Annotated in this window: 21 protein-coding genes and 1 riboswitch; of the genes, 13 read left to right on the top strand and 8 right to left on the bottom strand. The window is 63.2% G+C overall.

Annotated elements, in window-relative coordinates; genetic code table 11:
- The first annotated feature begins 87 nt into the window (after positions 1-87).
- From ICM05_RS10895 to ICM05_RS10905, 3 genes are all read left to right on the top strand, one after another.
- Positions 88-978, top strand: a complete 891-nt coding sequence (locus ICM05_RS10895; RefSeq protein WP_188024654.1) for an alpha/beta fold hydrolase — start codon at positions 88-90, stop codon at positions 976-978.
- A gap of 18 nt (positions 979-996) precedes the next feature.
- Positions 997-2,052, top strand: coding sequence for a biotin/lipoate A/B protein ligase family protein (locus ICM05_RS10900; RefSeq protein ID WP_188024655.1), 1,056 nt, complete (start codon positions 997-999; stop codon positions 2,050-2,052).
- A 61-nt stretch (positions 2,053-2,113) separates the two neighbouring features.
- A complete protein-coding gene (locus tag ICM05_RS10905) occupies positions 2,114-3,358 on the top strand; it encodes a D-alanyl-D-alanine carboxypeptidase (RefSeq protein ID WP_188024656.1) in 1,245 nt (414 codons plus the stop codon).
- A 12-nt stretch (positions 3,359-3,370) separates the two neighbouring features.
- Here the strand turns inward: ICM05_RS10905 and ICM05_RS10910 are convergent, their stop codons facing one another.
- On the bottom strand, positions 3,371-4,783 hold the full coding sequence (locus tag ICM05_RS10910) for a PLP-dependent aminotransferase family protein (protein ID WP_188024657.1): 1,413 nt from the start codon (positions 4,781-4,783) through the stop codon (positions 3,371-3,373).
- Here ICM05_RS10910 and ICM05_RS10915 point away from each other — a divergent pair.
- From ICM05_RS10915 to ICM05_RS10940, 6 genes are all read left to right on the top strand, one after another.
- Positions 4,782-5,714 carry a DMT family transporter gene (locus ICM05_RS10915; RefSeq protein ID WP_188024658.1) on the top strand — a complete coding sequence of 311 codons (933 nt, stop codon included), beginning with the start codon at positions 4,782-4,784 and terminating at the stop codon, positions 5,712-5,714. The two genes, ICM05_RS10910 and ICM05_RS10915, sit on opposite strands and share 2 nt — an antisense overlap.
- A 74-nt stretch (positions 5,715-5,788) precedes the next feature.
- Positions 5,789-6,232, top strand: a complete 444-nt coding sequence (locus tag ICM05_RS10920) for a DUF2871 domain-containing protein (protein ID WP_188024659.1) — start codon at positions 5,789-5,791, stop codon at positions 6,230-6,232.
- Between the two features lie 6 nt (positions 6,233-6,238).
- A complete protein-coding gene (locus ICM05_RS10925; RefSeq protein WP_353055893.1) occupies positions 6,239-7,888 on the top strand; it encodes a DHA2 family efflux MFS transporter permease subunit in 1,650 nt (549 codons plus the stop codon).
- A 184-nt stretch (positions 7,889-8,072) separates the two neighbouring features.
- A riboswitch (SAM riboswitch) is annotated at positions 8,073-8,190 on the top strand.
- A gap of 29 nt (positions 8,191-8,219) precedes the next feature.
- The gene (locus tag ICM05_RS10930) at positions 8,220-8,426 is read left to right on the top strand and encodes a hypothetical protein (RefSeq protein WP_188024660.1); all 207 of its coding nucleotides are present in this window, start codon (positions 8,220-8,222) and stop codon (positions 8,424-8,426) included.
- Positions 8,427-8,473: 47 nt separating this feature from the next.
- Positions 8,474-8,827 carry a hypothetical protein gene (locus ICM05_RS10935; protein ID WP_188024661.1) on the top strand — a complete coding sequence of 118 codons (354 nt, stop codon included), beginning with the start codon at positions 8,474-8,476 and terminating at the stop codon, positions 8,825-8,827.
- 25 nt (positions 8,828-8,852) lie between these two features.
- A complete protein-coding gene (locus ICM05_RS10940; protein WP_188024662.1) occupies positions 8,853-9,371 on the top strand; it encodes a methylated-DNA--[protein]-cysteine S-methyltransferase in 519 nt (172 codons plus the stop codon).
- 366 nt (positions 9,372-9,737) lie between these two features.
- On the opposite strand, the gene ICM05_RS10945 is transcribed toward ICM05_RS10940, so the two are convergent.
- Together ICM05_RS10945 and ICM05_RS10950 are read right to left on the bottom strand one after the other, a co-directional pair.
- The gene (locus ICM05_RS10945) at positions 9,738-10,835 is read right to left on the bottom strand and encodes a phosphotransferase (protein WP_188024663.1); all 1,098 of its coding nucleotides are present in this window, start codon (positions 10,833-10,835) and stop codon (positions 9,738-9,740) included.
- Positions 10,836-10,889: 54 nt separating this feature from the next.
- On the bottom strand, positions 10,890-11,573 hold the full coding sequence (locus ICM05_RS10950) for a GntR family transcriptional regulator (protein WP_188024664.1): 684 nt from the start codon (positions 11,571-11,573) through the stop codon (positions 10,890-10,892).
- Between the two features lie 125 nt (positions 11,574-11,698).
- Between ICM05_RS10950 and ICM05_RS10955 the strand changes: the two genes are divergently transcribed.
- The 3 genes from ICM05_RS10955 (at position 11,699) to ICM05_RS10965 (ending at position 14,330) form a co-directional block, all read left to right on the top strand.
- A complete protein-coding gene (locus tag ICM05_RS10955) occupies positions 11,699-13,042 on the top strand; it encodes an aspartate aminotransferase family protein (RefSeq protein WP_188024665.1) in 1,344 nt (447 codons plus the stop codon).
- Positions 13,043-13,139: 97 nt separating this feature from the next.
- The gene (locus ICM05_RS10960) at positions 13,140-13,505 is read left to right on the top strand and encodes an excisionase family DNA-binding protein (RefSeq protein WP_188024666.1); all 366 of its coding nucleotides are present in this window, start codon (positions 13,140-13,142) and stop codon (positions 13,503-13,505) included.
- 18 nt (positions 13,506-13,523) lie between these two features.
- Positions 13,524-14,330, top strand: a complete 807-nt coding sequence (locus tag ICM05_RS10965; protein ID WP_188024667.1) for a DUF4097 family beta strand repeat-containing protein — start codon at positions 13,524-13,526, stop codon at positions 14,328-14,330.
- A gap of 85 nt (positions 14,331-14,415) precedes the next feature.
- Here the strand turns inward: ICM05_RS10965 and ICM05_RS10970 are convergent, their stop codons facing one another.
- The 4 genes from ICM05_RS10970 to ICM05_RS10985 form a co-directional block, all read right to left on the bottom strand.
- A complete protein-coding gene (locus tag ICM05_RS10970; RefSeq protein ID WP_188024668.1) occupies positions 14,416-16,119 on the bottom strand; it encodes a hypothetical protein in 1,704 nt (567 codons plus the stop codon).
- A gap of 130 nt (positions 16,120-16,249) precedes the next feature.
- Positions 16,250-17,161, bottom strand: coding sequence for a nucleotidyl transferase AbiEii/AbiGii toxin family protein (locus ICM05_RS10975; RefSeq protein WP_188024669.1), 912 nt, complete (start codon positions 17,159-17,161; stop codon positions 16,250-16,252).
- Positions 17,158-17,727: a type IV toxin-antitoxin system AbiEi family antitoxin domain-containing protein gene (locus ICM05_RS10980; protein ID WP_188024670.1), complete on the bottom strand. Its 570-nt coding sequence runs from the start codon at positions 17,725-17,727 to the stop codon at positions 17,158-17,160. Before ICM05_RS10980 ends, ICM05_RS10975 begins: the two co-directional genes overlap by 4 nt.
- A 100-nt stretch (positions 17,728-17,827) precedes the next feature.
- Entirely contained in the window at positions 17,828-18,400 is a 573-nt protein-coding gene (locus tag ICM05_RS10985) for a MarR family winged helix-turn-helix transcriptional regulator (protein ID WP_188024671.1), read from the bottom strand.
- A 190-nt stretch (positions 18,401-18,590) separates the two neighbouring features.
- Here ICM05_RS10985 and ICM05_RS10990 point away from each other — a divergent pair, with 190 nt between their 5' ends.
- Positions 18,591-20,789 carry an efflux RND transporter permease subunit gene (locus ICM05_RS10990; protein ID WP_188024672.1) on the top strand — a complete coding sequence of 733 codons (2,199 nt, stop codon included), beginning with the start codon at positions 18,591-18,593 and terminating at the stop codon, positions 20,787-20,789.
- Positions 20,790-20,963: 174 nt separating this feature from the next.
- Here the strand turns inward: ICM05_RS10990 and ICM05_RS10995 are convergent, their stop codons facing one another.
- Complete coding sequence (locus ICM05_RS10995; RefSeq protein ID WP_188024673.1) at positions 20,964-22,835, bottom strand: UvrD-helicase domain-containing protein; 1,872 nt, start codon at positions 22,833-22,835, stop codon at positions 20,964-20,966.
- Positions 22,836-22,838 lie beyond the last annotated feature (3 nt).

Consider the following 22,838-nt stretch of genomic DNA (forward strand, 5'->3'; position numbering starts at 1 on the left):
CGACGGGTGCGCAATGTCAGTGGTCCCGTCTACCATCGAATTACCCGGCGCACCGACCGCCAGCCAGCGAAAGACAATGAGGCCGCAATGACCGCAAGCACGAACCACGTGAGTTTCCAGTCCGTGAACTACGTCGACGAGCACGGTGTCGAAATCGCGGCATACTCCTGGCTGCCAGACAGCACCGTCAACGACGGTGAGCTGGTTGGCGCCGTGCAGATCGCGCACGGCATCGGCGAGCACGCGCGCCGCTACGACCACTTCGCGCGCCGCCTCGCCCTCGCAGGGTTCGCGGTCTACGCCGACGACCACCGCGGTCACGGTGAGACCGGGCGCAAGCAGCACGGTGGCGATCTCTCGTTCCTCGGCAAGCTCGGCCCCGGTGGCCTGCGCGCGACCGAAGCGGCGATCGTGCAGTTCACCGGTATTATTCGCGAGCAGCACCCGGGCCTCCCCGTCGTGATGTTCGGTCACTCGTGGGGCTCACTGATGACGCAGCGCATCTTGAACGAGCATCCGCGGCTGTGGGACGCGGTCGTGCTGAGCGGTTCTGCGCTGCGCAGCCTCCGGTACATGGAGTCGGGCGACCTCAACGCACGCTGGGCCGGAGAGGGTGCGAACGGCTTTGAGTGGCTCAGCCGTAACCCCGAGACCGCAGCGAAGTTCATCGCTGACGAGCTCTGCTTCTCAGCCGACATCATCAAACTGTTCGGCGTTGCTGACGGCCTGCGCCTCTTCGGCAAGCCGAGCCACGGCCTCGCTCCCGACGTTCCGCTGCTCCTCGTTGCTGGCGATGACGACCCGCTCAGCCGCGGTGACGGGCTGAGCCGCCTTGCAGACCTCTACCGCCAGCGTGGGGTGCGCGACGTGACGCTGCGAGAGTACCCGGGTGCGCGCCACGAAATCCTCAACGAAACCAACGCTGACGAGGTCGAGACCGAGGTCATTACCTGGATTCTCGAGCGCGTCGCCGAGTAGAAGGCGTACCCTGAAGTCATGAATGTACACGGCGAATACAAGGTCCCTGGCGGCAAGCTAGTCGTCGTCGATTTCACGATCGTCGACGAGAAGATCGCAGACTTCAGCCTGTCTGGCGACTTCTTCCTGGAGCCCGATGACGCGCTCCTCGATATCAACGCAGCGATCAACGGGCTCAGCCCGAACAGCACGATCGAGGCGTTCGGTGACGCGATTCGCGCGGCACTCCCCTCCGAGGTGCACCTGCTCGGGTTCACCCCCGACTCGGTTGGCGTCGCGATCCGCCGCGCCATCACCGGCGCAGCGCACTGGCGCGACTACGACTGGCAGATCATCCACGAGCGCGCAGTCGCGCCCGTACTCAACGCAGCCCTCGACGAGGTGCTCACCACCGCTGTCGGCGAAGGGCTTCGCGGCCCCACGCTCCGTATCTGGGAGTGGGACCGCCCCGCGGTCTTCATTGGCAGCTTCCAGTCGGTGCAGAACGAGGTCGACGAAGAACAGCTGAACGCCCGCGGCGCGCAGCTCGTTCGCCGCATCTCCGGCGGCGGCGCAATGTACATGGAGCCAGAGGCGTGCATCACGTACGCGCTGTACGTTCCCGGCGAGCTCGTGCGCGGCATGAGCTTCGCTGACTCGTACGCGTTCCTCGACGAGTGGGTACTCGAAGCGCTCCACTCGCTCGGCATCGATGCGGTGTACAAGCCGCTCAACGACATCACGAGCCCGCAGGGCAAGATCGGCGGCGCAGCGCAGAAGCGCATCGCTTCCGGCGCCGTCCTGCACCACGTGACGATGGCCTACGACATGGACCCGGTCGCGATGACCGAGGTGCTGCGCATCGGCCGCGAGAAGCTCTCCGACAAAGGCACCGCAAGCGCGCAGAAGCGAGTCGATCCGCTGCGCAGCCAGACCGGTCTCTCACGCGAAGAGATCGTCGAGCGACTGGTGGAGGTCTTCATTCGTCGTCACGGTGGCACGCAGAGCGAGGTCACCGAGGGCGAGTGGGACGCGGCAGAACAGCTCGTCGAGAAGAAGTTCTTGACCGAAGACTGGATCCGCCGGGTGCCCTAAGCCCGGCGACGTCGCCCGTCATCACCGCGTCCGCCCAGCCACTCGACCGTAACCTGGAACTGTGCCTCAGAACACCTCTCGAACACGCAAGCTGCTCACCCGCGGGATCCCCGTCATCGTCGTACTCGCCGCCGGCGCCTACGTCGCCACGTGCGCCCTCGCGCCGCTCGACACCCCCACGCTCAAGGTCTCAATGGACCTTGAGCAGGAGACCACCGTCGATCCGCAAACGGCGCAAGATCTCGTGAACAGCTACAGCGCACCGACCGCGGTGAGCTGGTCTGACGGCACCACCTGGGTCAACGATGACACCGTTCGTCCACTCGCGAGCGTGTCCAAGCTCGTCACCGTGCTCGTGAGCCTCGAGAAGCAGCCGCTCGCCAGCGGCGAAGACGGCCCGATCCACGTGTGGTCTGAGGCAGACGTGGCCCAGCAAGACATCTACCGTCTCGACGACGGCATCCTCTACGAGACCCCCATCGGCACCGAGGTCACCACCCGCCAGATGCTCGAGCTCTCGCTCATCATGTCAGCCAACGACTACGCCTACGCCTACGCGATGTCAGTGTTTGGCAGCCAGGATGCGTTCCTCGCAGCCGTCGATGAGTGGAAGACCACGCACGGCCTCGATTCACTCACGTTCGTCGAGCCGACCGGCATGGACGCACGCAATGCGGCAGCCCCCACCGACATCATGAAGATCGGCTGGCTGGCGGCAGCAAACCCGACCATCACCGAGATCACGAGCATGCCGACCGCGACCATGCCGTGGAGCGACAAGACCGTCGAATCCACAAACTGGCTGCTCGGCGACGTCGCAGGCACGTTCGGCCTCAAGACCGGCTTCATCGAAGAGGTCGGCTACAACTTCGTCGTCGGCCAGCACGTCGACGTGAACGGCCGACCGCTCACGCAGCTCACCGTCATGCTCGCCCGCGACAGCGAAGAAGAGCGCGCCGACCAGGCGACCGACCTTGCCGCCTCGTTGCAAGCGCTCCCCCAGCAGGTCGACCTCCTCACCGAGGGCACGAGCGTGGCCACGATGACCGGAGTCACCGGTGCATCAGCCTCCGTGAAGGTCGGCGGATCAGCGCAAGCCACCCTCGTGCCAGGCGAATCCGCGATCGTGACGGTCGACTGGCAGCAGCCAAAGGACGGCACCAAAGGCACCGTCGGCACCGCGACCGTCACGAGCCCCGAGGGCACCATCGAGGTACCGCTCGAGCTCACGAAGACGATTCCCGGTCCCGACCTGCTGTGGCGCCTCAGCCACCCCGGCGAGGTGATTGGCGCGTTCTTCGGCTAGGCAGCCACTCGACTAGGCAGCCTGCTCCGCGAGCACCTCGCCGAGCACCTGTGCCGCGCGCTCGTACGCCCCGGGGTTCGGCCCCGAGTAGTTGAGCCGCAGGTACTTGCCGGTCGGTTCCGCGGGGAACCAGTCGTTGCCAGGAGCGACGACGACACCGCGCTGCTCGCATTCGCGCACGACGGCTGCGAGATCCGCCTCATCAGGCAACCGCAACCACAGGTTCAGGCCGCCGCGCGGGATGTGCGCGAGGTGCGCGGTCGGCGCATACTGCCGGAGGGCATCGACGAGCAGGTTGCGGCGGGCGGCGAGTTGGCCGCGGAGTCCGCGGAGATGCGTGCGCCAGGCCGGCTGGGTGACGACGTCAAGGGCCGCAGCCTGCAGCACGCCGCTCACGTACATGGCTTGGGCTTGGGTGTCGGCGAGGATCCGCTCCCGTGCAGGCCCGCGTGCAACGACACCCGCAACGCGCAGCGCCGGCGAGACACTCTTCGTCAGTGACCGCAGGTAGATGACGTGGCCTGAATCGTCGAGGGCGGCGAGGGGCGTGATGTCTTCGTCGATGCTGAAGTCGTGCGCCCAGTCATCCTCAATGAGGAATGCGCCGCGCTCGCGCACGATATCGAGCACGCGCTCGGCGACCTCTGGCGACCAGTGCGCGCCGGTCGGATTCGCGAAGTGCGGCTGCGCGTAAAACGCACGCGCTCCGGTGCGAGCGAAGGCGCGATCGATCTCGTCGGGATCTGGTCCATCAGGTCCGCTCGGAATCGGCACCAGCTGCACGCCAACCTGCGCGGCCGCGAGGATCGCACCCCAGTAGCTCGGCGACTCAATGAGCATCGGCTCCCCCGCGCCCACCAGCGTGCGGAACAGCGTGCTCAGGCCAGCCTGACTGCCCGGCAGGATCACGACGTCGCTTGCCATCGGCGGCGTGGTTCCCCCTGGTGTATCCGCGGCGAGCTCAGCCGCGAACCACGACTGCAGATCAGGCAGGCCAGCCGCCGGCGCCCGCACGACCGCGAGCTCGCTGCGGGCCGCGCGCGCGAGCGCCGCGCGCACCTGGCGCTCGGGCAACAGATCCTTGTCGGGATACCCGGAATGCAGGCCGATGACATCGTTTGCTGTCGTCCGTAGCGCTGTGGACAGTTGCGGCAGGCGCTGCTGGGGAGCACCGAGCGCAGCCGTCTGCCACCCGAAGTCATGCGGTCGCGGGGCGCGGATCCCCCGCACGAACGTCCCAACGCCCGGTCGGGACTCAATCACCCCCTGGGCAACGAGCGTGCGCAATGCTTGCTGCACCGTGACCGGACTGACCTCATGCTCGGCGACGAGCGCGCGGGTCGAGGGCAGCTTCGCACCGGGCGCTGCGGCCGCGATCCACTCCCTGAGCACTGCCACAATTCGATCACTGCTACTGTAGGACATGAAGCTACATAGTACCGCTACTGTTCAAAATCAGCTACCGCTATCGCATCAGGGGCGCGGATCACACGCAGGCCTCTGGTGGGGTGTGCTCGGCGTCGCGGCGTTCTCCTTCACCGTGCCTCTCACCCGCATCGCGGTCGGCGACGGCAACATGTCGCCGCTCTTCGTCGGCTCTGGCCGTGCCGTCATCGCCGCCGTGCTCGCCGCCGCAGCGCTGTGGTTCACGCGCCAGAAGCTCCCCCGCGGCCGGCAGTGGATTCAGGTGGGTGTCGTCGCCGCCGGATCGGTCGTCGGGTTTCCGCTCCTCACCTCCTTCGCGCTTACGAAGTCGCCCGCGAGCCACGGTGCCGTCGTCATCGCGGTGCTGCCGATCGTCACGGCGGTCATCGCAGCACTCCGCACGGGTGAGCGTCCGAACCGCCGCTTCTGGTTGGCGTCGCTCGTCGGCGCGGCTGCCGCGGTCGGCTTCGCTGCGCTGCAGAGCGGCGGATTCGGCGCACTCTCCTGGCCCGACCTGCTGCTCTTCGCATCGGTGATCGTGTGCGGCATCGGCTACGCCGAGGGCGGCATCCTCTCGCGCTCGCTCGGCGCCTGGCAGACCATCTCGTGGGCACTCGTCGCGGCCGCACCGGTGTCAGTGTTGCTCACAGCCGTGGCGGTTGCGCAGCAGCCGCCGACGGGATCCGCCCCCGAGTGGGCGGCCTTTGCCTACCTCGCGTGCATCAGCATGTTCTTGGGATTCGTGGCCTGGTATCGCGGGCTCGCGATTGGCCCGATGGCGCAGGTAAGCCAGGTGCAACTCTCGCAGCCAGTCATGAGTATCTGCTGGGCCGCGCTACTACTCGGCGAACAGCTGGACTGGGTGACCGTCGGAGGCGGAGTCATCGTCGTTGCGTGCGCGCTCGTGGCGGTACGCTCGCGCACCCGTTGACGCGCCCGTTGTACCGGGAGGAAGATGGGAGACACAGGGTCAACTGTGCAGTCCATCTCGGTGAAGAGGTCATCATGAAGAAACTCCTGAACGCAGCCTTTATCTACATGCTGCTCGGCGTGCTGTCTGGCGTGTTTTACCGCGAATTCACGAAGCTCAACGACTTCCCCGAGGGGCAATTCACGCAGCTCGGCGTCGTGCACACGCACCTACTCACACTCGGCTTCATTGTGTTGCTCATCGTGCTCGTCATCGAGAAGGTGTTCACCATTTCGAAGAGCCCGAAGCTGTTCGCCTGGTTCTTCTGGCTGTACAACGTCGGCCTCATCATCACTGCCGGTGTACTGGTCTGGCACGGCTCCCTCACGGTGCTCGGCAAGGAGGGCAACGCGATGATCTCGGGTATTGCTGGCCTGGGTCATACGATCCTCGCGGCTGGCATGATCGTGTTCTTCATCGCGCTCCGCCGTGCGGTGCTGGCACAGCCCGCAACTGCGTCCAAGCACGTCGAAGCGTAACCGGCCGTGTCTGCTGCAGCTGAGTCGGTGCAGGGATCCGCGCCCACTGCCGACGCAGTGACGGCCCCCACGCGACGCGACTGGTTCGCCCTCGCCGTCCTATCGATCGGCCTCGGGCTCATCGTGCTCGACGGCACGATCGTTGGTGTCGCGCTGCCCGCGATCATCGGCGACCTGGGCCTCAACATCACCGATGCACAGTGGGTGAACAGCCTCTACGCCGTGTTGCTCGCGGCGCTGCTGCTGTCGACCGGCAATCTCGCGGATCGCTGGGGCCGCAAGCGGCTCTTCCTCGTTGGCCTGGTCGTGTTCGTCGGCGGCAGCCTGCTCGCCGCGCTCGCGTCATCAGCGGGCTTGCTCATTGGCGCCCGCGCCGTGCAAGCCGTCGGCGCAGCGTGCATCATGCCCTCGACGCTCTCAACGGTGAACGCGACGTTCCGCGGGAAGTATCGCGCGGCAGCATTCGGCGTCTGGGGTGCGGTCATCTCCGGCGCAGCCGCGGTTGGCCCGCTCGCGGGCGGCGCGCTCACGCAGTGGACCTCGTGGCACTGGATCTTCCTCGTCAATCTTCCCCTCGGTGCACTCGTCTTCATCGCCGCGCTCTTCACAGTGCCAGAAACCCGTGGCGTGCAGCATCGCCCCGGCATTGACGTCGATGGTGCCCTCCTCAGCGCAATTGGGTTTGGTGCGCTCGTCTTTGCCGTGATCGAGGGACCGAACCTCGGCTGGTGGGCGCCGAAGGCAGACCTCGCACTCTTCGGCTGGACCTGGTCGAAGGACGCCGCAATCTCGGCCGTCCCCGTGGCCTTCGCCATCGCGGCGGTCGCACTCGTACTGTTCGTGATCTGGGAACGGCACCGCGAGAAGGTGCAGCGCGCTGCGCTCCTCGACCTCGGACTCTTCTCGTACTCAACGTTCTCGTGGGGCAACCTTACGGCGGCCATGGTTGCCGTCGGTGAATTCGCGATCATCTTTGTGTTGCCGCTGTACCTCATCAATGCCCTCGGCCTCGATGTCATGGGTGCTGGCCTCATTCTCGCCGCGATGGCGGTTGGCGCCTTCCTGTCTGGTGCCTCAGCGCGCCACCTCGCCGCGAAGTTTGGCGCCCCCGGCACCGTGCTCATCGGCCTCGGGCTCGAAGTGCTCGGCGCGGTCGCGCTCGCGCTCATCATCGGGCCCGCGACCTCGGGCTGGCTCATTGCGATTCCGCTCACGGTCTACGGCCTGGGCCTCGGCCTCGCCTCCGCCCAGCTCACGGGCACCGTGCTGAAGGACATTCCGGTGGATGTTTCGGGGCAAGGATCCGCCACACAAAGCACCGTTCGCCAGGTCGGCTCTGCCCTCGGCACCGCATTCGCCGGCGCGGCCCTGTCGGTCTCGCTCGCCCTCACACTGCCAGCCGCTCTCGGTACGGCAGGCCTCACTGGTACGGGCGCGGATCAGATCGCCGAAGCCACCAGGCAGTCGGCCGGCACGACTATTGCGCAGCTCCGCGGGCAGGGCGTGCACAGCCCGCTCGGGGACCAGACAGCGACCGCCGTCGACGCCCTCACGACCGGTTTCGCGGATGCGACCCGGTGGGCCATTCTCATCGCTGCCGTGTTCCTCGCGCTCGGATTCGTCGGGGCTGCCAAGCTGCGGCGGGCGTCGGAGTAGAGCGGGCCGGCGGGCGGCCCTGGCTGGCCCCTCGCCCTGGCGGCCCCAGGCCCACAACCCCGCGAGATCAGGTGTTTCTCTCGAGATGGGGGCTTTCTTACGCATGAAGCGGGCCATCTCGAGAGAACGGGGTCATCTCGACGGCTTGACAGCAGCGCGCGCACCCGTGCTAACCTCATCGAACGTTCAAGAGTCGTGACCGTAGGTACCTGGCCGGTTACGCGACAACCCGAATCCATCGATTCCCGGGTGTCCCAGGGGAAGAACGGGCTTCGCGAAACATCGCGTAGCAAGTTTCGATGGGGCATCGCCCCGGAGAGGGGCATTTTTCATGTCCATTTCACGTCAGTCACTTGATTCCACGGGCACCACGTGGTGGGACGCGCTCGGCCTGCGCTTCGCCGGCTCTGACCTCACTACCGAACACGCGTTCGTCGCGACTCACGCCGCCGAGCGGGTGCTGCGCGACCATTCCCCGGTCGAGTTTTCTGGGGCGGATCAGCCAGCCCCATCACCGGGGCACAGCTCGCAGCGCTGATCACCCAGGCTGTCGCACAGGCCACGCGGGAGCGGGAGGCGGCCCGCGTGGCCGACGCGGATGCCCGTCGAGCACGAGGTTCGGCGAAGGTGGCGGAGGCGTTGGGGGCGCCCGGATCCGCCGCCCTGATTGCAACTGGTGACTGGGCCGGCTTCACGCGGGGTGAGGCAATCGCGTGGTCGTGGAGCCTGCTGCAGTACGAGCCGCGCGGCATCACGCACCCGGGTTCGCAGCTGCGCGCCGAGGAGATTCAGCGATTGCACACTGGTATTCCCGTGCAGTCGTTCGGCTACCCGAAACGTGCCCGCGAGCTCGCTGACCGCGGACTCACCGTGCGCGAATACCGCGCACATCGCGATGCCCTCGGCGCGAAAATTTACCCGCGCGACGCTCGGCTGTAGCCGCGAAGCGAGAGAAGATAGAGGCATGCATCCCACTCGCCGGCACGCACTCGTCGCCACGTCACTCGGCAACGTGACGATCGTCGCGACCGGCGATGCCCTCAGCGGCCTCTACTTCGACGAGCACACCCGGCGCCCGGACGCAGCAACGTTCGGGCCCCGGGTCGAGCTCGCGGACGACCCGACCATCGCGGCCGCGACTACGCAGCTGCGAGAGTACCTGGCCGGTGACCGCAAGGAGTTTTCGTTGTCGTTCACGCCAGAGGGCGACGACTTTCAGCGGTCGGTGTGGGAGCTGGTTGCGGGCATTCCGTTCGGCGAGACGCTCACCTACGGCGCGATTGCTGCGACGCTTGGCAACCCCGGCCTAGCGCAGCGGGTCGGGCAGGCGGTTGGCGCGAACCCGCTGTGCGTGTTCATTCCGTGCCACCGGGTGGTCGGGTCGACCGGCAAGCTGACCGGTTATGCGGGTGGCATCGAGCGCAAGCACGCGCTGCTCACGCTCGAGGAGCCCGCGCCGGAGGTCGAGGGGCGGCTGTTTTAGCGGCTGCCCTGGGTGTCCGGGACCGGGACCGCGACCCACGCCCCTCGTTGGCCGCCCTGTGGAGGAGTTTTGCCCGCGCCCGTAGGCGCGCCTGATATTCATTGGGGCGGCCATGGCGCGAGCCATGGCCGGGCGTCATTCCTCGTCAATGAGCCTCCAGATGAGGGGTACTGGCAGGTCGGCGAGGCATCTTGGGAGTGTCAGCCGGGCGCATCCCGCCTCAACCCCGCGAAACGGACACTTTCTGCCGAAAAGCTGCCTTTCATACGCAAGAAACGGGCGATCTCGAGAGAAACACCCTGTTTCGCGGGGTTAGCGCGAAAAGGCGCGGGGTTGGCCCGAGCCCAGGGGCCGTGCCCGCCCGCGCTACCCCGCGAGCAGCGCTTCGCGCAGCGCGCTCTGCACCGCGGTGAAGTCTGCCGCGAGCAGCAGTTCGAGTGCGCGAGCGGTCGACTCCGAGCGGGCAAGCGCGTATTCGCCGCGATCGCTCGCCGAGCGGGCGGTCCAGATGCTGAGGTTCACGGCCAGGCGGCCGATCGATGAGGCAAACAGCACGTCAACCTCGGTCTCGGTGAAGGGCTCGGCGGCACCAGCGCGCGCACCGGCATCCTCACCAGCACCAGCACCCTCGGCGCCCTCACCCAACGCCCAGACGCTCCCCCAGCCGGAGGCGACGTCGATGAACGCGGCAACCGGGTCGGCCGCGCGGCGGCACGCATAGCCAGCGGTGATTGCGAGGTCTGCGATCCGCGGGCCAAACACCATGTCGCCAAAGTCGAGTACGCCGCTGACGACGCCGCGATCCGCGTCAATCAACAGGTTGGAGTCATGCATGTCGTGGTGCACGACCGCGCGCGGAAGCTCGTCGATCACGGGGGCCACGCGAGCCGCATAGAGCTCCCGCGCGCGTGTGAGCAACGCTGAAATGTGGGTATCGGTCACCGAAGCCATTGAGGTATCGAGCGAATCAAGCGTGCGCACGAGCTCCCACGGATGCGAGACGGCTGCTGGCGGCTGGGGCCACTCCGCAAGTGCGAGCGCCGCCCTGGCGCCGGTCGCGCCCACGACTCGCAAGAGCTCAGGAGTCAGCGGAACCGCCTCGAGCGGAACACCACTCAGCCACTCGCCAACGTGGGCGATGACCGATCCGGCCGGGCTGTCGGCGACCGCGGTGTTCTCCCCCGCGAGCGACGGAATCGTGCGACCGGCGGGGATGCCGAGATCCTGGAGGTGGTCCATCGCAGAGATCCGCCATTGCGCGAGCGCATGGTCATCTTCCGTGAAGTGGATCGCCTTGAAGGCGACGTCGCGGCCGTCCGCGAGTGCGACCCGGTATACGGCCGAGAGCTCGCTTGGAAGCGGTTGCATGCCGAGCGATCCGACACCGTAGTGGCTCACCAAGATCGCGTCGACCTCAGCGGGGGTCAGCGCGAGCGAGTTGGGGGCGATTGTGTCGACGGCCATGCGGAGTCCTTACTTCGTTGTGGAGACGAAAGGATCGTACCGCGAAATTGGTCATCAATCCAAGAGGCGCTTACTCTCGAGCAATCCGAGCAGGTATCGCTCGTTGAAATCAATGTGTTCGAGAATCGCACGCTGCGCCTCGATCACGTCGCGCGCCATGAGCGCGGCATGAATCGTGCGATGATCGGCAATGATTTGCTCGGGCGTGAGCCCATCAATGCGCTCTCCGCGGCGGATCACCGCAAGCACCATCTCCATCTCCGGACTCATCTGCGCGTAAAACCCGTCGAGCCGCGCGCTTCCCACGAGCCCGACCACCGCTCCGTGGAACGAGAGGTCAGCGTTCACGATCTCGCGCGAATCCTCGCCATGCACCGCATCATGCAAACGCTCGTAGGCGGCCTGCAGCCGGGCGCGATCCTCGTCAGACGCAAGCGGCGCATTGCGCGCACCCTGCAGTTCAAAGGTGCGGCGCACGCGATACATGTCAATCACATCGTCGGCGCCAAGTGCGCGCACGGTCGCCCCGCGGTTCCGCGCGTGCACCACGAGCCCCTGGGACGCGAGCAGCAGGAGCGCTTCGCGCACGGTTCGGCGCGAGACACCCTTGGTGTCCGCTAGCGAGACCTCGCGCAGCGGACTCCCCGGCACGAGATTCCCCTCGTAGATCGCCTCACGAATCTCCCATGCGAGCCGCTCGGCAGCCGACTGGCCGGCGCCGTTCTGGTCATCTTGCATCGATCCGCTCCCTGCTTCGAGCGCCGATATTCACCGGCATTGCTCACCACCCTAACCTTGCGAAGCCGAATTTCGTATGACAAACTCGAAATATTGGTCATCAATCTACGAGGGAGTACGACCAAATGAATGAGTCTCCAGTGCACGCAGGCGTCCACATGGCTAACGGTTTCGATCCTGCGAGCGGAGTTGAACTCGACCCGGCAGCCGCCGCGCTGCTCGAGCGCCGCGACCGGGTCCTTGGCCCGTCATATCGACTCTTCTACCGCGAACCCGTCGCGATCGACAGCGCCGAGGGCGTCTGGCTGCGCGGAACCGACGGCCGCACCTACCTCGACGCCTACAACAACGTCCCCGCGATCGGCCACAGCCACCCGGCCGTCACCGCGGCCGTCACCGCGCAGCTGTCGAAGCTCAACACCCATACCCGCTACCTCACTGAGCCGATCATTGACTACTCCGAGCGTCTGCTCGCGAAGTTCCCAGCCGAACTCGACCGCGTCACCTTCGCCTGCACCGGCAGTGAGGCGATCGACCTCGCCGTCCGCACCGCGCGCGCGGCCACGGGCAAGCAGGGCATCATCATCACCGAGCACGCCTATCACGGCACGACCGTTGCGGCGGCCGGCCTCTCCCCCTCGCTCGGCCCGAACAATCCGCTCGGCGAACACGTGGTCACGATCCCGTCGATCGATACGGCGCGCACCCCGGCTGCGGAGGTCGGGCCGCGGTTGCTGGCATCGGTGGAGTCGGCGATCCGCGCACTGAATGAGGGCGGATCGGGCGTCGCCGCGATCATCCTCGATTCGATCTTCTCGAGTGACGGGGTGCAGACGGATCCCGCTGGCTTCCTCGCGCCGGTCGTCGAGGCTGTGCACAACGCTGGCGGCCTCTACATCGCCGACGAAGTGCAGCCCGGCTTCGGCCGCACGGGCGAATGGTGGGGCTTCCAGCGGCACGGGATCACCCCCGACCTCGTCGTGCTCGGCAAGCCGATGGGGAATGGCATCCCGATTTCGGCGGTCGTTGGCACCTCGGCAGCGCAGGAAAAGTTCGGCTCGCTCGTGCGGTACTTCAACACGTTCGGCGGCAACCCTGTGAGCATCGCTGCAGCGACAGCCGTGCTCGACGTCATCGAACAGGACGATCTCGTGACCCACTCGGCAACCGTCGGTGCACAGTTGCTCACAGGGCTGCGTGAGATTGGCGCATCGCATGAGCGAGTGATCGACGTGCGCGGGGCTGGCCTCTTCCTCGCCATGGAGTTTGGCGCCGCAGATTCCGCGCGCACCCCAGACGCGGATCTCGCAGCTCGCGTCGTCAACGGCATGCGGGAGGAGGGCATCCTCATCAGCGCTTCCGGACCCGCCGCGAACGCGCTCAAGATCCGCCCGCCGCTCCCGTTCACTGCCGCGAACGCGGATCAGCTACTTGAGACGCTTGAGCGCGTGATTGGGCGGTCCGTGTAGCTTCTCCACTGAAATTGGGGGGGCACTCTTCGTCACAGTCCGAACAGTCTGCACAGATACACTTCCCCAGCTGTGCAGATGCACGTACCCTGGGAGCATGACCACCCAGCAGCTCACCATCAACCCTGAAGAAGTTCACGCACTCAACCAGGCACCCGCATCGCAGCCAGCTTGGCTAGATGAGGTCATCGCTTACGTCCAGCGCGCAGCGGCAGAAGGAGAGCAGGTCACGCTCACCGCTAGGCCCCGCCTGCTCACCCCCGCTCAAGTAGCGGAGCGAACGGGCATGTCCCGCTCTACGATCTCTCGAAAGATCGCCGCCGGTGACATTCGCGCGATTAAAGTCGGCAACCGAAATCGAATTCCTTATGACGAGTACCTTCAATTCTGGAAGATGACGATGGTCGACATCGTCGATCTCACCGCGCAAGACATCCAAGCCGACTTGTTCGGCGATGACTAACGAAACACGGAGCAACTCATGCAGCACAGCTCGAAACACGTTATCCGCATTCGCCCAGTCCTCGCGGCTGGCAGCCTGCTCGCTGCTGCCCTGCTCATGACGGGCTGCGCAAGCGACGGCGGATCCAGAGCAGCCGATCCCGGCGCCAGCGCCGAGGTCTCGTCTGAGTCCCAGACCCTCGAGTTCGCCGGCCAGAACCTCACCATCGACGCCGGAACCTCCGACATCATCCTCACCTCCGGCGGTGCAGCCGGTGCCATCGCGGTCGAGACCAAGGTTGCGGGCGAAAGCAACGGATCCGCGCCCGAAGTCAGCACGTCACTCGACGGCGACGTGCTGAGCCTCGCGGTCGATTGCACCGGGTTCTCGCTCGGCTGCAAGGGTAGCTTTACTGTCACCGTCCCCGAAGACGTCGCGGTCGTCGCCCAGAACAAGAACAGCGACATCACGGTGATCAATTTCGCGGCCGACCTGACGGTGAGCGCAGTCAACGGCGAAGCGTCCCTCTCACAGGTGCGCGGATCGACCCTCACCCTGACCGGCAAAGACATGGAAGTGGAGGCCATCGGTCTCGCCGCTCAGACCGTGACCGCCGACACCCGAAACGGTGACATCGACCTCACCTTCGCCGAGGCGCCCGCGAACGTGACCGTGACCGGCCACGACGGCGACGTGCGCATCGCGCTTCCGGGCGGCGACTACCGCGTGAACACCACCGCGAAGAAGGGCGATGCCGAGGTCACCGTCCCGCAGGCAGACTCGAGCCCTCACGTCATCTCGGTGACTACTCGCAACGGTGATGTTGAGGTTGTTCCGGCGGCGTAAGGCGCCGGCCGCGCTGAGCCGCGAGTATGCGAAAGCGGCGAGTGCCTGCGTGTGCAGATGCCCGCCGCTTTGTGCATTCGCTGGTCTACTTCGTCAGCGCCGCCGCTTCAGCCGCGTCGAGTTCAAGCCGCGAAGCAGTCTGCCCGCCTTCCAACGGCCCGGCGGAAAGCGCTGCCGCAAGAAGGTCAATTTGCTCCTCATTCGCGTCCGCCGGGAACATCCACGAGAGGTCATTCTCCTCGGTCGTGATGCTGAGCGTCGGGCGAGAGGTTTTCTGACCCAGTCCACGCGGACGAACATATCGAACGTCATTCAGAGAGAAGCTCCCCTCAAGTTCTCCTTCGCGAAGGAACGTTCGAGGAGATGCTTTGAGCACACGGTCACTCGTTACAGCAACAAGGGTGCTCGATGCCACCTTGTCGAGTACTGCCGCAGCCTTGCCCGGCAACAGCGCATCCCAGGAAGCGTCGACTCGCTTCTCAAGCACTCCCGGGATGAGAGACTTTCCAGCCGATTCGTACGGGAACGCGATGCACTGCAGCGTCTCGTCATCTTCAATGAACCAGCGCAGCACCTTGAGGTACGGCTCAAGCGCCAGTTCCTCGGGGCCACAAACTGTTTCAGGGGCCTCAAGGTTTTGAGCGGCTGGAAGTAACATGTTTGCGAGCGGCTCGATAGCTTCAAGCAGCTGAGCACATGTCAACTGCGTAGCTTTGGAGTCCTTGCGCTTCTTGAACAGTGGCATCGTAAGCCGGCCCGGGAGCTCCGCAATTACCCGCAGCTCGCGAACGAGTGACTTTACAAGCAGGGTCACTTCATCCCGCGAAGCCTGGATCTCGACAGGCACGTCTCTCGTAAGAAGCTCAAACAGCTGCGTTTCGTTCTTGTCTTCTGCACCTTTAATCCGCGCGCGCATTGCCTTCACAGACTGATACTCGGCATAGGCCTTCAAAGAGGTAAGTAACGCGTGAGCGTCAAAGACCATAGCTTCAGCGTTGGTCTCAAGGTACTGTCGGCGCTCACGCACCGCGAGCGCTCCGAGCTCTTCGACGTGCCCTTTCACGTTGCGCTGGTAAAGGTTCATCTGCTTTCGCAGATCCTTATCGCTCGATTCGATCGATCCCCAGAGAGTATCCGGAACCGCTTCAAGCTCACGCACGCTGGCGGTATTTTTTGCAATCATCCCGGTTACAGCTTCAAGCTCGGCCCATTGCTCATTCCGGATCGCTTTCATGGCCTGCCTAGTGACGGCAATGTTGGTTTTAACGAGACCGGAAATCTCACCAAGCTGCATTTGCATCGCGAGCATCGCGACTGCCGGGCCGATTGCTGCGACAGCTGCAGCGGTAGACAAACCCGCCGGCACGAATCGTGCCTGAGCAATAATCTGACCGTCTTTGAAGATCGCGCCTATCTTTGCGCCGTCCTTCACCGCCATTTGAGCGCCATTATTCAGGAGCGCCATTGTCTCGCTGCTTGCCCGGAACAGCCCTTGTGCCGCTACCGAGGTTTCTGCAACATTTCCAACAACAGTTCCAATGTTTCCAATGGAACCCAGTGCGGTGTTCAACTCAGTTCTGTCAAACGAAGGAATCAGGGCCATGTCGAGAAGCTCCATACCGACTGGCACTTCGCCGAACACAACGGCAATTCCAGGGCTGACCTCAACTAGCGTCGTCGAAACCGTCTCCAGGAGAGAAGCATCGTCGCTCACGACAATCTCGCCGTTGCCCTGCGTTGCAGATTCGTCCTCATTAACGCCATGCGGATCCACAGGAATCTCCTCCATGCTTGGTTAGCCCCTTCCCGGTGGCTGACTCGCTATAGCCCCGTTCTCAGCACAAGTATGACAGGCACGTGCGACTTTCTTAGGCCAACCGAAACCGCCCTCGTCCCTTCGCCTCGCGCGACTCAGCTTCTCAAGGTGAGAACCAACGAAGTTGCGCCGGATCCCACTCGCCCTTCGCACCACCGCGAGCTATCGGATCGATGAAACTAGCGACACCAGACAGCACTTCCGCAAACTGTTCAGGCAAGTCAGCCTCGCGCCCGATGCGGCGACGCCAGGCCTTCCATTTCGGTTGAGCGCGACGGGGCATGCCTTCCAACGTTGGCAGCAAAGCACTCACCTTCGTTCCGCGATGCTCTGCCACCACGATGACAGCTGCCCGAATCTGCTCAGCAGAAAATGCGTGGCTTCGCATGAGCAAATACACATCCGCGAAGTCTCGCCACCTCGTATTACCCGCGCCTCGGTGCATTGCGGTGACAACCTTTTCCGCGATAACCATTACCAGCGGATAACCTTTAAGTCTCACCGCAGGCAAGCCCAGATCGATGAGCCGAGGGAGGTCGATGTCCCGCGGCGCGGGCCAAATCGGATCCCCAAAGCTCACATCAATGCCGATTGTCAGGCGCGATTTCCCCACAAAGCCAACCATTTTCACGCGCACGCCAGAGTAGTCTTCTGCGTCCCCGTCACGAATCGTGACCGCGGCGAGAGAAGCCGAGTCGAAACGTACACCGTCCTCCACCGTCAGATCTGCAATAGCTCTCACCCGCTCAAGGACTGCGCGCTCATCATTCGACACCCCGCTCGCCCTGACGTCTATGTCTTTAGTAGGACGACGGGCGGCGAAGGCGGCCAACAAAACTCCGCCCTTCAGCACGAAGTCATCCCGATACTCAGACAAAGCAAGACGTGCCAGAAACGCTTCAAGCACATAGAGCGTCTGCAGTTCCTGCACGTCGGCGTTCTGAGCACGCGCCAGTGCTCGAATAGCTAATGTGGCCCGGTCAGAATCGTATTCTGTCTGTGGATCAGAAGTCACAACAGGATCTCCAAAGCGGCTAGGAGCGCCGGCTTCGCGAGTGGAAAATCACCTGCCATGGTGAGCAGCTCCCAGGGGCTGCTTTCTGATCGAGCGAGCCATCTCTTGAGTGCCTGAATCGCCAGGTCATCGCCCCACACGTGACGGAGCCGGAACAGGTCAATGAGGGTTCGTTCCGGCGAGTATATTCCGATGCTTCGAGCGCCCGGCAGTTCATGCTGAGACTGACCGATACTGAAGGTTTTGCCGTCGAAAACATGCCATTCGATCGGTGCAGTTTCCGTCACTACCGGCTTTGCCCCGCGTGGAATCGCAAGGTGAGTACGGCCAGGAATTTCATCAGTGAGGTCATGAATCGAAGCAGCGCTGAGTAGGCACAGCGTCGCTTCGGGCCGCCTCGCTGCGGCCGCGATCCAGGCCGCCGTCGTGTCATCCGCGAACCCCGCCTGCATGAACTGGCCGGGAGCAATGCGCTCGTACTCACCCGTTGCAAGCCGGCGCTCGAGCTGGCGTCGTGAAAGACCTAACCGTTCAAGGTCCCTCGAAGCAATGAGTTCCGGCAGCAAGACGGTTCCTAACTGAGTGAAAAAATTTAGCTACACCTCAACGGTACCTGTAGCTATTTTTTTACACAACGGGCCTGCCAGCCAAATGGAAAGCCAAGCGCTACCCCCGCGCCCACTCCGCATCATCGCCGAGTGAGATCTCACTCGCCATGTCATCGAGGAACCGCGTCACAACCTGACGCTCCTCCGAAGTCAGCCGCGCCGCAGCGAAAAAGCGTCGCGCGTGCTGGCGCCCGACCGACTGCATCGCGGCTTCGCGCGTCTCGGGCGTAATAGAAATCGTCAAAGCTCGACGATCAGACGGGTGCGGAGCACGCGTAATATGCCCCGCCCGCTCAAGCCGGTCGAGCAGCTTCGTCGTCGACGCGCTCGAAATGTTCAGGTGCGCCGCGATGCCACTCGGTGTCGCAAGCTCACCCTGGTTGCCAGCAACAATGAGGTAGTGCAGCGCCTGCATATCGGTGCGGCCGAGCTGCATGTACTTCATCGAGGCCTCAGAGACCTGCTGTTCAGCGTCGCGCAGACGCCCGAGTGCCCCCATGAGCTCACTGATTTCAGCGATTTCAGCGGGCTGGAGCGCCGAGCGATCAATGAGCTCAGAGCGCGGATCACTCTTGTCCAAGTGATACAGGCTCGCCGGAGCCGCTTCACGGGGCTTCTCGGCTGCGGTCATGCTTCTCATTCTACTTCGGACAGGTAACTAACTTTGCATATTGCTAGCTTGGCTAATAATATGCTTAGGTTAATACAGGTTGGTGTTTCACACTAGAGACACTGCAGGCACACCAGATGCGCGCAACCCACCAGCGGCCAACGCACGAGCGGCGCCAAACCATCCACCCGATCTCTGAATGGAAGCTCTCATGACTCGCACACCAAAATGGCTACGCGTGTTCTTGCCGGCGGTGTTGATCATCGTCTGGTTCGCCGCGGCTGGCGTCGGCGGCCCGTACTTCGGCAAAGTCAGTGAAGTCTCGTCGAACGACCAGACCACCTTCCTGCCAGAGTCGGCCGACGCGACCCAGGTGCAGAAGCTGCTCGGTGAGTTCACCGACTCCGACGCGATTCCCGCAATCGCTGTCGTCGTAGGTGATCAGAAATTGACCACTGCCCAGGTTGAGCAGATCAGCGCTGCCGTGGCGGATCTCACCTCACTCCCCGGAATCGGTGACAAAGTATCGCCAGCACTGCCGTCCGAAGACGGCATGGCCATCCAGGCATTCGTCCCAATCCAGTCAGACGCTGAGCTCAGTGACACGGTCGCTGCGGCGAGCGCAGAGCTCAAGGCGAACGTCCCCGACGGCACCACCGTCTACATCACCGGCCCCGCTGGCCTGAGCGCGGATCTCTCCGCCGCCTTCGCTGGCATCGATGGTCTCCTCCTCGGCGTCGCACTCGGTGCGGTGTTCATCATCCTCATCCTGGTGTACCGATCCTTCCTCCTCCCGATCGCTGTCCTCTCGACGAGCCTCTTCGCGCTCTGCGCAGCGTTGCTCACCGTCTGGTGGCTCGCGAAGTGGGAGATCCTCATGCTCAGCGGCCAGACCCAGGGCATCCTCTTCATCCTCGTCATCGGTGCGGCCACTGACTACTCTCTGTTGCTCGTCGCCCGCTATCGCGAGGAGCTGCGCATCAATGAAGACAAGTGGACCGCGACGCTCAAGGCCGTCAAGGGATCGGTCGAGCCGATCCTCGCATCCGGCGGAACCGTCATCGCCGGCCTCCTCACCCTGCTCCTCAGCGATCTAAAGTCGAACAGCGGCCTCGGCCCCGTCGCCGCAATCGGCATCGTCTTCGCGATGCTCTCGGCGCTCACGCTCCTCCCCGCGCTCCTCTTCTCGTTCGGTCGCGCGGTCTTCTGGCCGCGTCGCCCGCGTTTCGAGCCCGAGGTGGTTGCCGCCGAGAACGGCATGCCTGCGAAGAGCGTCTGGACCAAGGTCGCCCGCTTCGTGCAGAAGCGCCCCCGCACGATCTGGATCGCCACGACCGTCGTCCTTCTCATCGGCTGCCTCGGAATCACGCAACTCAAGGCAGATGGCGTCCCCGCTTCTGACCTCGTGATTGGCACCTCGGAGGCTCGCGACGGCCAGGTCGCACTCGGCAAGCATTTCCCCGGCGGATCAGGCAGCCCCGTCCAGGTCCTCACCGACGAGTCCGAACTCGACACCGTCGCTGACGTCCTGCTCAGCAACAACGGGATCGCGGGCGTGAGCGTGACCTCGGCAGATTCGCCGACCGGATCCGCCCCCATTACTGCCGATGGCATCACCGCGTACGGACCTCCCGGTACGCCCGCGCCCGCCCCGACCGTGGTCGACGGCCAGGTGCTCGTGCAGGGCACGCTCACCGCGGCGGCCGACTCTGACGAGGCAGCTGACACCGTGCGCGAGCTGCGCGCAGAGTTCGCGGACGTCTCCCCCAGCACCCTCGTCGGCGGCGTCACCGCGACCGCGATCGACACGAACGACGCATCGATTCACGACCGCACGCTGATCATCCCGATCATCTTGCTCGTGATCCTGCTGATCCTCATGCTGTTGCTGCGCTCGATCCTTGCGCCCGTGCTCCTCATCATCACAACCGTCATCTCGTTCGGTACCGCGATGGGTGTTTCGGCGCTCGTGTTCAATGGCATCTTCGATTTCCCTGGCGCGGATCCGGCCGTACCGCTCTTCGGCTTCGTCTTCCTCGTTGCCCTCGGAATCGACTACAACATCTTCCTCATGACCCGCGTGCGCGAGGAATCGATCAAGCACGGCACCCGTGAAGGCGTGCTGCGCGGACTCACCATCACCGGCGGAGTCATCACCTCAGCCGGCATCGTGCTCGCGGCAACGTTCGCGGCGCTCTCGGTGATCCCGATTCTGTTCCTGCTGCAGCTCGCATTCATCGTCGCCTTCGGCGTTCTGCTCGACACCTTCGTGGTGCGCACGCTGCTGGTGCCCGCGCTGACGTACGACATCGGCCAGAAGGTCTGGTGGCCTTCGAAGCTGGGGCGCGGATCGGAGAAGCCTCTCGGGGCTGAGGTCGAGGCTCCTGCTCCGGCTCCTGTGGAGCTCTAAACAGCTCAGCGCCTTAAAGCTAGGGGTGTTGGTCTGAGCCCATTTCAGGCCAACACCCCTGCGCTCCAGCCCTACGCGAGTGGCAATTTGCTCAGGATCAACGGGCGTTACGCATCGTCCTTTTTCAACAGGCAGATTCGAGTGCCCTCTTGGTTCAAGGTTTCTATGCGTCGACTACAAATCATCGAGGGTCAAAATCTTTCCAACCCCAGCGGGTCGCGAGACTTCCAGTATCCGTTTCGCATTCTCCACATCCGCGGTAAACAACACAACTGCCAGAGATCTCTTTGCTCTTGAAACGCAAACATAGAACAGCCGCCGCGTACGATCAATGACGCTTTCAGCTCCTTCAGCCTGATTCTTGAGATCCGTGGCTGACAGTTCACGAAGACCGAAGTACTTCTCGTAAGAGTAGAGGTTGTGCCGGCCCTCTTCATCGTCCATAACAACGATGACTTTTTCGAATTCCGAACCTTTTGTACCGTGCTGAGTCGAGTAAGGAGAGTTTTGCTCGACATAGTTGCGGTAGTTTCGGATCTCACTAATCCTGCAGGCCACCATGTCGCTGAGTATCGACGAGGTAGATCCAGATATCACGACATCACTATGGTCACCGTCTGGGTCAAGAAAAACAGAGAGGCGAGGGTCCGGGTCAATCAATCCTTCTGATATCGCCAAGTTCAACGCCGCACCAATTGACCCAGGAGCATCTTCCATTGCGATTCGGCGTAGTTCCCGGGCAGCATCCAAGCCTTTCCCTAGTGCTAATTTCACCGAAGAAGAGGGCTGTTCAGCCGTCAGTAGTACACCATATTTGCGGATAGCTTCAATGGCTGCGCTTTCACTTCCCACGCCAGCGTCGATCACCGGGAAGATCACCTGGTCAAAAGCTCGGAGTGGCCATGCGTTCCCTTCGAGAAAGTCATCTCCAAGCGACGACTTATTGTCCTTAAAGGCGGAATACAAATCTCCGAATCCAAGCCGTCGTGCAGCCATGCGGTGAGCGATTGTCAGAATCTTCGTCTCATCGCCGACTTTGCTCTCCGTCCAGCACCCACCAGCACTATTCTCGTCAAGCCACTCACGCGCGTGATCGAGATTCTTTGTTCGGTCCCCATCTGCAGGAAGCACGAAGAAAAACACTTCTCCCGGCTCATGATCCGCTACCGGGCGGCCCTGGGTTTGCACTAGTGAATCGCCGCCTGCGCGGACAGCATTCACAGTTTCCAACACTTGGTCCGAGCTACGAAAGTTCTCTGGCTTGGGCACTTGAATCCACCCTGCCTCCAGTTGAATCGTCCCCGCTCCTCGCTGGTAGATCTGCTGCATTGGGTCACCAAAAAATCCAAGACAAACTGCTCCATTTGCGGTCAAGTGAATCTGTTTTAAACACTCCACTACATTGGGGAATGTATCTTGACTCTCATCTACAAAGATAAATGGATATTTCCTTGATGCAATCTTGGCTAGAAGAGGCCGCGTCATGATGAGTTCAGGTACAAGTGTCAGCACGTCCTCGTGCCCAAGAACACCCTTACCGTAATCACTGCCAGTACCGTAAACAAATCTTGTTACTGCGCCAAGGCTTGCCCGCTGCGATTGGTATTTCAAGAGTTCGGCAGCGTCCCTCTCCTTCGTTTTTGCTTGTACTCGCACACTGTAATTCGCAATCTTACGTTTTAGCTCGTTTTCCTTTTTTTCGAGATGCGCGGTGACCCATTGCTTGATATCAGCTTGAAATGGCTTGATCAAACCCCAGAGAAAACTATGGATCGTAGAGACTAGTACCAACGGATCCTTGCTGACGTCGACGTGGATCTCGTGCGCCGCGACTTCCGTATAGGTAATGCAGGCTACCTGTTGGGTTCGTGCTCTAAGTTCTGCACCGTACTCATATGTCACATGAGCGAGCGCTTTTACCAACGACGTTGTTTTGCCTGAGCCCGCACCAGCTACGACGACAAACACCGGCCGCGCTTCCTGGCCCAACACCGCTCGAATAGCCTTGTCAGCTTTAGTATCCGGTTTATCTACTCGGGATGTCATATG

This window comes from Leucobacter sp. cx-42 (genome assembly GCF_014529985.1).
GTDB lineage: Bacteria > Actinomycetota > Actinomycetes > Actinomycetales > Microbacteriaceae > Leucobacter.